The sequence below is a fragment of the Embleya hyalina genome, assembly GCF_003967355.1.
GTDB lineage: Bacteria > Actinomycetota > Actinomycetes > Streptomycetales > Streptomycetaceae > Embleya > Embleya hyalina.
Window position 1 is genome coordinate 275,519 of sequence record NZ_BIFH01000017.1, and the last position, 12,895, is coordinate 288,413.

Annotated in this window: 8 protein-coding genes; 2 read left to right on the plus strand and 6 right to left on the minus strand. The window is 74.3% G+C overall.

Annotated elements, in window-relative coordinates:
• Nucleotides 1-95 precede the first annotated feature (95 nt).
• Nucleotides 96-365, plus strand: a complete 270-nt coding sequence (locus tag EMA17_RS14620; RefSeq protein WP_078979247.1) for a mycoredoxin — start codon at nt 96-98, stop codon at nt 363-365.
• 82 nt (nt 366-447) lie between these two features.
• On the opposite strand, the gene nudC is transcribed toward EMA17_RS14620, so the two are convergent.
• Nucleotides 448-1,368, minus strand: coding sequence for an NAD(+) diphosphatase (gene nudC, locus EMA17_RS14625; RefSeq protein WP_126637414.1), 921 nt, complete (start codon nt 1,366-1,368; stop codon nt 448-450).
• Nucleotides 1,365-2,783: a dipeptidase gene (locus EMA17_RS14630; RefSeq protein WP_170222166.1), complete on the minus strand. Its 1,419-nt coding sequence runs from the start codon at nt 2,781-2,783 to the stop codon at nt 1,365-1,367. The genes nudC and EMA17_RS14630 overlap by 4 nt, the downstream gene beginning before the upstream one ends.
• A 96-nt stretch (nt 2,784-2,879) precedes the next feature.
• Between EMA17_RS14630 and EMA17_RS14635 the strand changes: the two genes are divergently transcribed.
• Nucleotides 2,880-3,728 carry an endonuclease/exonuclease/phosphatase family protein gene (locus EMA17_RS14635; protein WP_126637416.1) on the plus strand — a complete coding sequence of 283 codons (849 nt, stop codon included), beginning with the start codon at nt 2,880-2,882 and terminating at the stop codon, nt 3,726-3,728.
• Between the two features lie 8 nt (nt 3,729-3,736).
• Here the strand turns inward: EMA17_RS14635 and EMA17_RS14640 are convergent, their stop codons facing one another.
• The 4 genes from EMA17_RS14640 to EMA17_RS14655 all read right to left on the minus strand — a co-directional run bounded on the left by EMA17_RS14640 (nt 3,737) and on the right by EMA17_RS14655 (nt 12,660).
• On the minus strand, nt 3,737-4,897 hold the full coding sequence (locus tag EMA17_RS14640) for a PP2C family protein-serine/threonine phosphatase (RefSeq protein ID WP_160161406.1): 1,161 nt from the start codon (nt 4,895-4,897) through the stop codon (nt 3,737-3,739).
• 116 nt (nt 4,898-5,013) lie between these two features.
• A complete protein-coding gene (locus EMA17_RS14645) occupies nt 5,014-8,508 on the minus strand; it encodes an ATP-dependent helicase (RefSeq protein WP_126637418.1) in 3,495 nt (1,164 codons plus the stop codon).
• Between the two features lie 73 nt (nt 8,509-8,581).
• Nucleotides 8,582-9,295 (minus strand): hypothetical protein, encoded by a 714-nt coding sequence (locus tag EMA17_RS14650; protein WP_126637419.1) that lies wholly within the window; start codon nt 9,293-9,295, stop codon nt 8,582-8,584.
• Nucleotides 9,296-9,414: 119 nt separating this feature from the next.
• A complete protein-coding gene (locus tag EMA17_RS14655; RefSeq protein ID WP_126637420.1) occupies nt 9,415-12,660 on the minus strand; it encodes an ATP-dependent helicase in 3,246 nt (1,081 codons plus the stop codon).
• Nucleotides 12,661-12,895: the final 235 nt, after the last annotated feature.

Below are 12,895 nucleotides of genomic sequence, written 5' to 3' on the forward strand. Positions count from 1 at the left end.
GGTCGGGGAACCCGGTGGAATCAAACCGAGGGGGCGCACGTTTGGCTTGGGGACAGCCGTTCCCGGACCGGGCGAACACAAAGGAGCGCATGACGATGTCGGCCCCCGTGACGATGTACAGCACGACCTGGTGCGGCTACTGCCGCCGGCTGAAGAGCCAGATGGAGCGCGAGGGCATCGCCTACACCGAGGTGAACATCGAGCAGGACCCCGCGGCCGCCGACTTCGTGATGAGCGTCAACGGCGGCAACCAGACCGTGCCGACGCTGGTCATCCTGCCCGCCGACGGCGGCGCGCCGCTGTGGACCGCGACCAACCCGAGCCTGGCCCAGGTCAAGGCCGCCGTGTCGGAACTGGCCGCCTGAGCGCACCCCCGAGAACGATCTTCGGCCCGGTCCGCGACGAAGCCTCGTCGCGGACCGGGCGATCAGCGTGTCCGGTCCGCGCTCACCAGTGGTTGCCCTCGTCCAGCGGCCCGCCGTACCACGTCTCGATCAGGTACCGGGCGATGGACAACGACCCGGGCATCAGCACCTCGCCCGTGTCGATCGCCTCCTTGAACTCGGCGCGGGTGAACCAGCGGGCCTCGGCGATCTCCTCGCCGTCCACGCGCACCCGGTCGTCCACCGCGTAGGCCAGGAAGCCCAGCATCAGACTGGAGGGGAACGGCCACGGCTGGCTCGCCACGTAGGTGGTGGCCGACGTCACCACGCCGACCTCCTCGTGCAGTTCGCGCGCCACCGCCTGCTCCAGCGACTCGCCGGGTTCGACGAAGCCCGCGAAGGTGGACCAGCGCCGCTCGGGCCACTGCGGTTGGCGACCGAGCAGGCAGCGGTCGTCCCGGTCGAGCACGAGCATGATCACCGCCGGGTCGGTGCGCGGATAGTGCTCGGTGCCGCAGGCCGGACAGCGCCGCACGTGCCCGGCCGCGGCCGACTCGGTCGGCTGCCCGCAGCGGGCGCAGAACCGGTGCGTGCGATGCCAGTGGTGCAGCCCGGTGGCGTGCACGAGCAGCCCCGCGTCCCGGTCGTCGAGCAGCGTGCCCAATTCGCGCAGGCCACCCTCGTGTCCGTCCGCGGCGGGGTCCGGCAGCTTCTCCACGTCGACCGCGAAGTACGCCACGCCGGCCACGTCGAGGCCGAGCAACCGGCGCTCGCCCACCGGCGCGCTCGCCGAGTCGACCAGGGCCAGGCGGGGTTCGCCCGCCTCGCCCGACCAGCGCGCCCGACCCTGCGCCAGGACCAGTACGCGCGTGTCGGGCCGCGCCCACGCCGCGTCCAGCCACGCCTGGTCCAGGCGGTGTTCGGACGCCCGGTCGAGCGCGGATCGGGCCAGTGCCTGCCCGGCGACGGGCTTGGGGCGGATCAACGGTCGTCCCTCCCCGCCGTGGCGTCGAGCCGGCTCGCGGCGAGCTCTTCCCAGAGGTAGGCGGCCGCCTCCGCGCCCTTGAGCAGCAGCGGCTTCTCCACCTTCTCGTCGATCGAGTGCCAGCCGTCGTCGGGCAACGAGACGCCCAGGAAGACCACCGGCGCGCGCAGCACGTCCTGCAGGTCCGCCTCCGGCCCGGAGCCGCCCTCGCGGGTGTACAGGATCTCCGTGTCGAACGCGCGGCCCATCGCCCGCACCACCGCCCGCAGCGCGGGATGGTCGAGCGGGGTCAGGCAGGGCCGGACACCGGTGCCGAAGTCCAGCTCGCAGCGGATCCCGGCGGGCACCCGCTCGCCCACCCACGCGCGCACCACACGCTCGATCTCGTCGGGGTCCTGCCGGTCCACCAGCCGGAACGACACCTTCGCGTGCGCCGAGGCGGGCACGATGGTCTTGCGACCGGGGCCGGTGTAGCCGCCCCAGATGCCGTTGACCTCCGCCGTCGGGCGCGCCCACACCCGCTCCAGGGTGGTGTAGCCGGCCTCGCCGCCCGTCGCGCCGGACTTGGCGTTGCCCAGCCACACGCTCTCGTCGAACGGCAGCTTGGCGAACGACTCCCGCTCGTGATCGGTGAGTTCGCCGACACCGGAGTGGAAACCGGGGATGGCGACGTGCCCGTCCTCGTCGTGCAGCGCGGCGATCAGCCGGGCCAGCGCGGTCGCCGGGTTGGGCACCGCGCCGCCGAAGGAGCCGGAGTGGATGTCCGCGCTCGGGCCGTGGAAGTCGATCTGCACCTCGGCGAGACCGCGCATCCCGGTGCAGGTGCTGGGGGTGTCCGCCCCCCACATCCCGGTGTCGGAGACCACCACGACGTCGCAGGCGAGCCGGTCGCGACGCTCGCGCAGCAGCGCCGCCAGGTGCGGCGAGCCGGACTCCTCCTCGCCCTCGACGATCAGCTTGAGGTTCACCGCGGGGGTGGTACGCCCGGTCGCCGCCAGGTGCGCCCGCACCCCGAGCAGGTGGAACAGGACCTGCCCCTTGTCGTCCGCGGCACCGCGCGCGTACAGCCGGTCGCCGACGTCGGTCGGCTCGAACGGCGGCGTGCTCCATCCGTCGGCGAGCGCCGCGGGCTGCACGTCGTGGTGCCCGTACACGAGCACCGTCGGCGCGTCCGGGTCGGCCGAGGGCCACTCGGCGAACACGGCCGGCAACCCGGGCGTCTCCCACACCTCGACGGTGGGGAAGCCGGCGTCGCGCAGCGCGCCGCCCAGCCACCACGCGCTGCGGGCGACGTCGGCCGCGGCCGCGGGGTCGCCGGAGATCGAGGGGATGGCCAGCCAGGCGCGCAGATCGGCGAGGAAGTCGTCGGCGTGGGCGCCTATGTATTCGACGACGCCGCGGTCGGTGATGCTCATGGATTCGACCATATGCCCGACCCGCGCGCGCACGGCACCGGGTCGACGCCGAGCGGAAACCCCGCGGCGGGGCGGCGGGCGGGTTACCGTCGGCCGATGACCACGTTGCGTGTCGCGACCTTCAATCTCCTGCACGGCATGGACCTCGCCGACGGCGAGTCGCACCCGGAGCGGCTGCGCGCCGCGCTGGCCGATCTGGATGCCGACATCGTGGCCCTGCAGGAGGTGGACCGACATCAGGAGCGCTCCGGCGGTGCCGATCAGGCGGCGATCGCGGCCGAGGCGCTCGGCATGTCCCAGTGGCGCTTCCTGGCCTCGGTGCACGGCGTCCCGGCGCCGGTGTCCGGATGGACGGAGGAGCCGCCGGTACCGGGCGAGCGCCGGGTCTACGCGGCGGACGAGCGGGGCGAGGGCGGGCCCGGATACGGCATCGCGCTGCTGTCCCGGCTACCGGTCTCGCGCTGGCGGGTCCGCCGCTTCCCGGCCGCACCGCTGAGCCTGCCGCTGCGGGTACAGGGCCGGCCCGGCCTGACCCGGGTGCCGGACGAGCCCCGGGGCGTGCTCGCGGCGGTGGTCGAGGGCCCGCACGGGCCGTTCACGGTGCTCGCGGCGCACCTGTCCTTCGTGCCCGGCTGGAACATCTCCCAGCTCGCCCGGATCCGCCGCTCCACCGCCGACCTGCCCGGTCCGCAACTGCTGCTGGGCGACTTCAACCTGCCCGGCCGGATCCCGCAGGCGGTGGTCGGCCGCCGCGGACGCGGCGCGGGCGCGGTGCGCTGGCGCTCGCTGGCCCGGGTGCCCACCTACCCCTCGTACCGCCCGCGGGTCCAGTTCGACCACGTGCTCGGACACGGCATCGGCCCCGAGGCGGTGCGCCGCACCGAGGCGGTGCGCCTCGGCGTCTCCGACCACTGTGCCCTGGTGGTCGAGTTGAAGGTGGGCTGAGCGCGGCGTCAGGCGCTCAGCCGGGCCCCGCGCAGCTCGTCGTGGCGGGCCACCATCGGGGTGTACTCCAGGAGCACCATCGCCGCGTCGTCCTGGAGCGGGCGGCCCACGTGGCGCTGCACGTCGGCCTCCAGCCGGTCGAGGGTGTCCTCCACCCCGGGCAGCGAGTCCGGCGCCCGATCGGGCAGCGGATAGAACTCGCCGGCCGGGTTGCGCGCCTCGATGATGCCGTCGGTGTACAGCAGCAGCCGATCCCGGGGCAGCAGCGGCACCCGCAACACCGGAAGGTCGAGCCGGCGCAGGTCCACGATGCCCAGCGGCGGGGTCGGGGTCGGCGGATCCAGCGCCTGCGCGTGCGCCGCGCGCAGCAGCAGCGGCGCGGGGTGGCCGCAGTTGAGGATGTCCACGCACGCGGGCTCCGGCGGGAAGCCGAGCAGGATCAGCGTGACGAACTCCTCGTCGTTCTCGCCGAGTCGCCGCTCCAGGCTGGCCGAGAGCCGGCGGGCCACGCCGGGCAGGTCCGGTTCCTCGTAGGCCGCCTCGCGGAACGCGCTGAGCACGGCGGCGGCGGTGCGCACCGCGCCGAGTCCCTTGCCCCGCACGTCGCCGATCGCCACCCGGATGCCGAACGGCGTGGGCACCACCTCGTACAGGTCGCCGCCGATCCGCGCCTCGGCCGCCGCCGCGCGGTAGCGCACGCCGACGGTGAGCGGACCCACCGTGCCGGGCACCTGGGGCAGCAGCACCTCCTGGGCCGCCTCGGCCACGCTGCGCACCTCCTCGATGGTGCGCTCCTGGCGCATGCGCACGTGCACGCCCAGCCACGCGGTGGTGGTCACCAGCGCGACCGAGACCAGCGTGACGTACGGTTCGCCGCCGCCCCGGCCCTGGCCGAGCGCGGCCAGCGCCACCGAGACCACGGCCGCGACGCCACCGGTGATCAGCGGGCCGCGCGGCGCCGTCTGGGTGAGCCCGGACAGCGCCGGCGCGACCGCGAGCAGCGGACCCACGTGCACGTTCTCCGGGGTCGCGGCGGCCAACACGACCACCGCGAGGATCACCAGGAAGGGCAGCAGGCGCAGGATCAGGTCGATCACCGGCAGCAGCGGACGATCACCCGCGACCCCGACGAGCCGCAGTGCCCGCCTCGTCTGTGCTTTTCCGCGCACCGGTGCCGTTTCCCGTCCCGTTCGAAGTTCGCCGTCGTGTCGATCCTCATAAACCATACGAGTGTCGGAATCCGGCCGCATCGGCCCATCCTCGTCGTTGCCGGGTTTCCTCCGGATCAACGAGCCGGATCGTCGCCCGGTTCATCGGCTTCCAGGAACAACTGTTCCAATTCGTCCCGGCCGGGCAGACCCTTGGGCCGGACGAGTTCCCCGGAGCGTACGTAGAGGAAGGCCGCCGATACCCGCTCCAGCGGCACGTCGGCGTATTCGGCCCAGGCCAGCCGGTAGACGGCGAGCTGGAGCGGGTCCGCGTCGTGGACCCGGTTGGTCTTCCAGTCGACCACCTCGAACCCGTCGTCCTCGCGGTAGACGGCGTCGATCCGGCCGCGCACGATCCGGCCGCCGAGGAACAGCTGGAAGGGCGCCTCGACCCGGTGCGGGGCACGCCGACCGTACGGCGTGCGCAGGAACGCCTCCTGGAGCGCGAGCAGATCGGCCTCGTCGGTGATCTCCTCGTCGGCCGCGCCCGGCAGGTCGTCGGGTTCGAGCAGCGGGCGCTCGCCGAACAGCGACTCGACCCAGGCGTGGAAGCGGGTGCCGCGCCGGGCCGCCGGGGCGGGCGGGCGCGGCATCGGCCGGGCCAGCTCGCGCGCGAGCCCGTCGGGGTCGTTGGACAGGCGCAACATCTGGGACGCGGTCAACGTCGCGGGCAGCGGCACCTCGCGCACCCCGGACCGGCCGCGGCGCAGTTCCTCGGCCAACCGGATCAGGTCCCGGTCCCACGACTCGATCAGGGCCAGCTCGTCCGGGGTCGGCCCGGCGTGGAGTCCCGGCGCCGGGCCCTCCACCGCGGGATGCCCGGCACGCACCTCGTCCACGTGCTCGGCGGCGTCGTCGTGGTCGGGCGAGGGCACCGAGGGCCCGGGGTCGGGCTCGGGTTCGGCTTCGGGCTCGGGCTCGGGGCCCGGTTCGACCGGCGGCGGGGGCTCCTCCTCCGGCGGCGGCGCGTCCTGCTCCGGGTCGACCGGGACATACGCCTCGTAGGCCTCGACGGGCACCTGCTCGTCGTACCCCCGGACCGGCCCGAATTCCGGCTCCACCGACGGATGCTCGGCCGCGTGGTCGACCCGGCGGGACGCCTCGCGCCGGGCCAGCTCGGCGAGTACGGCGTCGGCCGCCCGGCGGCGCTCGATCAGCGCGGTCGTGTCCAGCGGCAGCGGCCAGGCGTGCTCGACGACGTCGGCCAGGTGCGGGTTGGTCGACTCGGCGGGCTCGGGCGTCCACACCTCGACCGTGCCGTTGCCCGCCACGCAGTGGTCGCGCAGTCGGGTCAGGAAGTCGGACGGGCCGCGCGGCTTCTTCTGGGTGGGCCCCCACCAGTGCCCGGAGCCGATCAGGAGTTGCTTGGGCCGGGTGAAGGTGACGTAGCCCAGACGCAGTTCCTCGGTCTCCTGGTGCTCGCGCATCGCCGCGTCGAACGCCTTGAAGCCCTTGGGGGTCAGGTCGGGCAACACCGCGAGCGCGGCGGCGTCGCCGCGCAGCGGGTGCGGCAGGGCCCGGCCGTTGGTGATCCACTTGGTCTGCGTGCGCACGCTCGGGAAGACGCCGTCGATCAGTCCGGGGACGGCGACCACCTCCCACTCCAGGCCCTTGGACTTGTGCGCGGTCAGCACCTTCACCGAGTCGCCGGCCGTGGGCAGGCTGCCGTCCAGGCCCTTGTCGTGCTCGGCGGCGGTGCGCAGGAAGGCCAGGAACGCGGTGAGCGAGGGGTCGCCGTCCAGGTCGGCGAAACCCGCCGCGACGTCCAGGAACGTGTGCAGCGTCTCCCGGCGGCGTGCGGCCAGCGCACCCGGGGAGGCGGACAGCTCGACCTCCAGGCCGGTGCCCGCGAGCACCCGGTGCAGCAGGTCCATCAGCGGCTCGCCCAGGTGCCGGCGCAGATCGCGGATCTCGGTGGCCACCCGGGCGAACCGGCGCCGGGCCTCGGCGGAGAACGGGTACTGCTCGCCCGGGTCGGCGAGCGCGTCGGAGAGCGAGACCACCTCGGTCGGGTCGATCCCGGCCACCGCCTCCTCCAGGCGGGCGTCGGCGTCGTCGGCGCCCGCCCGCTCGACCCGGACCAGTTCGGCGGCCCGGCGGCCGAGCAGGGCCAGGTCGCGCGGCCCGATCCGCCAGCGCGGCCCGGCCAGCAGGCGCACCAGCGCGGAGTTGGCCGTCGGGTCGTCCAGCACCTCGCAGGTCGCCACCAGATCGGCCACCTCGGGCAGGTGCAGCAGCCCGGACAGCCCGACCACCTCGACCGGGATGTCGCGCCGCACCAGCGCGGCGTGGATGTCCGCGAAGTCGGCCGCGGTGCGGGCGAGCACCGCGACGTCCCCGGCGGTGATCGGGGCGCCGTTCTTGTCCGGGACGGTGCCGATCGCGGTGCCGATCCGGTCCGCGAGCCAGTCGATCTCCTCGGCGTGGGTGGGCAGCAGCGCGGCGACCGTCCAGCCCTCGTGCTCGGCGCCGGGCCCCGCGCGCAGCGCCTCCACGCCGCTCTCGGGGGTGCGCAGCGGCGCGGACAGGTCGTTGGCGAAGCTCAGTATCCGGCCGCCGCTGCGCCGGTTCTCGGAGAGCGAGTAGCGGGCGGCGGGGCTGCCGTCGCGGTGCGGGAAGTGCACCGGGAACTCGTGGATGTTGGCCACCGACGCGCCGCGCCAGCCGTAGATGGCCTGGCACGGGTCGCCGACCGCGGTGACCGGGTGGCCGAGCCCGAACAGGCCCTGGAGCAGCACGCGTTGGGCGACCGAGGTGTCCTGGTACTCGTCCAGGAGCACCACCCGGTAGGTGTCGCGCAGGATCTCGCCGACCTCGGGCCGCTCGCCGGCGATCCGGGCGGCATAGGCGATCTGGTCGCCGAAGTCGAGCAGGTCGCGGCCGCTCTTGGCGCGCGCGTACGCGTCGACCAGTCGGGCCAGGTCGAGCCGGTTGCGCGCCGCGTCGGCGGCCTTGCGGGCGGCGGCGGAGGGCTTGGCGGCGGCCTCCACCTCGGCCACGAAGGCCCGGTCCCACTCCCGGAGCGCCTCGATCGACACCAGGTGCTCGGCCAGCTCGCCGCCCAGGTGCAGCACGGCGGCGACCACGTCGGGCAGTCGGCCGGTGAGCGTGGGGAAGGGGCCGCGTGCGGTGCGCGCGGCCCGGGCGGCGAGCTGGAAGCGGGTCGCGTCGGCGAGCAGCCGGGCCGAGGGCTCCAGGCCGATCCGCAGACCGTGCTCCTGGAGGAGGCGGCCGGCGAACGCGTGATAGGTGGACACGGTCGGCTCGCCGGCGTCCTCGTCGGCCGGGATCTCGCCGCCGCGCAGTTGCCCGATCGCCTTGCGCACCCGCTGGGCCAGCTCGCCGGCGGCCTTGTTGGTGAAGGTGAGCCCGAGCACCTGGTCGGGCCGGACCTGTCCGGTGCCCACCAGCCACACCACGCGGGCGGTCATCACCGTGGTCTTGCCCGACCCGGCCCCGGCCACGATCACGCCCGGCGCGAGCGGCGCGAGCACCGCGTCCAGCTGCTCCGGGGTGAAGGGGATCCCGAGCAGCCGACAGAGGTCGTCCGGGTCGGTCAGTACGGCGTGCACCGAGGAAGACTAGCCCCGCACGGCGACAGGGACGGTCGCCGTGCGGGGCCGGTGCCCCGGTGGGGCGCGCCGATCAGGCGTCCTTGAACTGACCCTTCAGGTCTTCCTTGGTGAACGACTCGGCGGGAGCGGTGGGCTCGCACTTCTGCTTGCCCTTGGTGAACTTCGCCGTGGCGTTGTTCTTGCCCTCCGACTTGACCATGAACGGGTAGGGCTTGCCCTTCTCCTGCACGTAGAGGGTGGTGGTGTCGCCCTCCTCGTCCTTCTTGCTGAGCGGGATCACCTTAACGCCGTCGATCTTGACCGGCTCGCCCTTGGTCACCCCGTCGGTGGAGCCGTCGAAGAAGTCGGTCATCGACGAGACGCCGTCGTCCTCCTCGTCGACGGGGGACTTCAGGTACTTGCCGGCCATCTTCGCCACGACCTCGTCGAGCACGCCCTCGGGCACGAACTCGCCCATCATCATCTTCCAGAAGGGCGCCTCGGCCTTCATGTACTGGTCCTTGCCGATGAAGATCACCTCGACGCGGTTTCCGTCGATCGTCATCGTGCCCTGCATGTCCGCACCGCTGCGGATGCACAGGTCCATCTCCATCTTCGTTTCCTCGTCCTGCCCGCTGCCGACCATCTTGAAGTCGGGGACCGACTTCAGCAGTCGCTGCGCCTCGTCGGCCAACGCCTTGGCGTCGGTGCCCGCGTTCGACTTCTGCTCCGAACCGCCGCAGGCGGTCAGGCCGAGGGCGAGGGCGACGACGGGGACGATCGCGGCCATGCGTGAAGTGCGCACGAAACTCCTTGGTGCGGGGACCGGAACCCGGGAGCGGGGTTCCTGCGCACGAGTATGGCGATGGCAAAATCCGCACGTCCCACCACCCCCGCCCGGTATCGCCGGCACCGGCGATCCGGCTACTCGACCGTCATCCGACCTTCCGGACGGGCACTGCAACAGCGGCGGAAATCGCACCGGTCGCAGTGTGATCCCGCGGTCGGGGTGAACCGTTCGCCGATGATCCGACCGGCCACGTCGGCGAGCAGGCCGCCCACCCACGTGCCCCCGTCCGGGTCGGGCAGCGGCGGGTCCTGGCCGAGCACCACGGGCTGCCCGGTGTCGCCCTTGTCCGCCGAGCGCAACTGGATCAACTCGGCGCCGCCGGAGGCGGGTCGGCCGTCCGCGAAGCCGGGCAGGTCGTCGAGCGCCCCGTTGGCGACCGCCACCTGGTACACCGCGAGTTGCGGATGCCCCTCGACCTCGGTCCGGGTCGGCGGCCTGCGGCCGGTCTTGAAGTCCACCACGTACGCGAGCCCGTCCTCGCCGCGCTCGACCCGGTCCATCGAGCCCCGGACGACCACCCGGTACTCCCCCGCGGTCAGCTCGACCTCGAAGCCGTGCTCGGTGGCCGCGACGGTGCGGTGCCGCTCGTTGGTGTGCCAGGACAGGAACCGCTCCAGGGCGGTGCGGGCCTCGTCCTTCTGCTGCTCGGACTGCCACGGCGCGTCGAACGCCAACGCGTCCCACACCCGGTCGAGCCGGTCCATCAGCACCGGAAGTTCCGCCGGGGTGGCCCCCGTGCCCACCTCGTCGGCGAGCGCGTGCACCACGTTGCCGAAGCCCAGCGCCGCCGAGCGCGGCGAGTCGGCGTGTACCTCGCTGCCCAGGAACCAGCTCAGCGCACAGTCGCGCACCTTGGCCACCGAACTGCCGGACAGCCGCACCGCGTCCGCCGGGTCCCGGATCGGCACCCCGGGGTCGGTCGGCGCCACCAGGCCCCACCACCGGTCCGGGTGCGCGGCCGGCACCAGCGCGTGCCCCTCGTCGTCCCGCAGGTCCGCGAGCGCGGCCAACCGGCGCGCGGCGGCCCGGCGCAGCACGGCCGGCGCCAGCGGATCCACCGCCGCCGAGCGCAACTCGGCCACCAGCGCGGAGGTGGACAACGGCCGCCGGGGCCGCTCCTTGACCTCCACCGGCGGCACGCCCAGCTCCTCCAGGAACCGCGAGGGCTGGTCGCCGTCGTCGTAGCTGGAGTCGACCGCGGTCACCACGAGCCGCTCCTGCGCCCGGGTGACCGCGACGTAGAACAACCGCCGCTCCTCGGCGAGCAGCGCGCCCGGCGAGAGCGGCTCGGCCAGCCCGTCCGAGCCGATCCGGTCGGCTTCGAGCAGCGAGCCGCGCCGGCGCAGGTCCGGCCACAGGCCCTCCTGCACCCCGTGCACCACCACCAGGCGCCACTGCAGGCCCTTGGCCCGGTGCGCGGTCAGCAGCCGCACCGCCTCGCCGCGCAGCGCGCTGTCGTCGAGGCGGTCGCCGGCGATCTCCTGGGCCTTCAACTCGGCCAGGAAGTTGAGCGCGCCGCGGTGGCCGGCCCGCTCCTCGGCCTTGGCCGCCACCTCGAACAGGGCCACCACCGCGTCCAGATCGCGGTCCGCGTTGCGCCCGGCGGTACCGCCCCGCAACACCGCGCGCTCCAGCCGGCCCGGCCACGGGGTGCCCTGCCACAGCTCCCACAGCGCGTCCTCGGTGGTCCCACCGCCCGCCAGCACCTCGCGCGCCTTGCGGATCAACAGGCCGAGTCGCAGGGCGCCGCCACCGACCCGCTGCTCTATCCCGACCAGCTGCTCGGGTGCGGCCAGCGCGTCCCGGATCAGCTCGGCCGACGGCCGGGTACCGGTCACCGCGGCGGTCGACGCGGCCCGCTCCTCGGCCCGCAACGCCCGCCCGAGCAGGCGCAGATCGCCCGCGTCGAGCCCGCCCAGCGGCGACTGCAACAACCCGCGCGCGGTCTCCGCGTCCAGCACGGCCGGGTCCGCCGCCACGTGCAACGCGGTCAGCAGCGGCGCCACCGCCTGCTCGGCCGCGATCGGCAACTCGTCGCCGGCGATCTCCAGCGGCACCCCGGCGGCCGACAACGCCCGGCGCAGGCCCGGTATCGAGCGGGCGCCGGAGCGCACGAGCACGGCCATCCGGCCCCACGGCACGCCGTCCTCCAGGTGCGCGCGGCGCAGGATGTCGGCGGTGTTGTCCAACTCGGCGCCGGGCGTGGGATACGTGTACACCTCGACCCGGCTCGGGTCCTCGGCCCCCGACACCGACGGGATCAACTCGCGGTGCGCGCGTACCCGATCGCCCGGCAGCCGGCTCAGCGCCATGCGCTGGGTCACCACGCGCGAGGCGGCGAGCAGGCCGGCCGGTGCCCGCCGTGAGGTGCGCAGCACCACGATGTCGGCGGGCTCGCCGTCGGCGCGCGGGAAGCGGTGCGGGAAGTCGAGGATGCCGTTCACGTCGGCGCCGCGGAACGCGTAGATGGACTGGTCCGGGTCGCCCACCGCGATCAGGTCCCGCCCGTCCCCGGCCAGCGCGGCCAGCAGGCGCACCTGCGCGGGGTCGGTGTCCTGGTATTCGTCGACGAACACCGCCTTGTAGCGCCCGCGCAGGATCGCGGCGGTCTCCGGCCGCTCGGCCAGCAGCACCGCCCGGTGCACGAGTTCGGCGTAGTCCACCACGCCCTGCGCGTCGATCACGTCCAGGTATTCGGCCAGGAAGTCGGCCGCGGCCCGCCAGTCGCGCCGCCCGGTGTCCTCGGCGAACCGGGCCAGCGCGTCGGGGTCGAGCCCGATCTCGCGGCTGCGCGCGATCACCGCGCGCACCTCGTCGGCGAAGCCGCGGGTGCCCACCGCCGCGCGCAGTTCGGTGGGCCAGGTCAGGCTGCCCTCCTCGACCCCGCCGGCGAGCAGTTCGCGCACGAACACGTCCTGCTCGGGGCCGGTGAGCAGGCGCAGCGGATAGCTGAACAACTCGGCCGGTTGGTGCTCGCGCACCAGGGCGTAGCAGAACGAGTGGAAGGTGGTCGCGGTCGGCACCGTCGCGGTGCGCGCCCCGCTCGCGCGCAGCCGGGCGGTCAACCGGTCGCGCAGCTCTCCCGCCGCCTTGCGGCCGAAGGTCAGGACCAGGATCTCCTCGGGCCGGATCCCGCGCGCGACCCGCTCGGCGACCGCCTCCACGAGCACGGTGGTCTTGCCGGTGCCGGGACCGGCGAGCACGAGCAGCGGGCCGCCCCGGTGCTCGATCACCGCCCGCTGGTAGGCGTCGGGGATCACGGGCGCGGGCGGGGCCACGGGAGTACGCCGCAGGCGGTACGCCGGGGTCGGGGTGGTCATCTGGCCGGGGGTGCCTTCGGGTCGCCGTCGAATCCTGCTGCTGCTCGGGCCGGGCCGGCCACGACGCGCGGGCCGTGCCGGGCGTCGCGCCGGGGCGGACGTCGCCGGGCGCGGCACCGGGTCGCGACCTCGGAGAGGGTGGCCGCGCCCCGGTCGGCAGGGCGCGGCCGTTGCCCATCAGATCACATCCGGCTCTCCCGCCCGGGAAACACACCCGCATCGCGGGTGCCCCGAG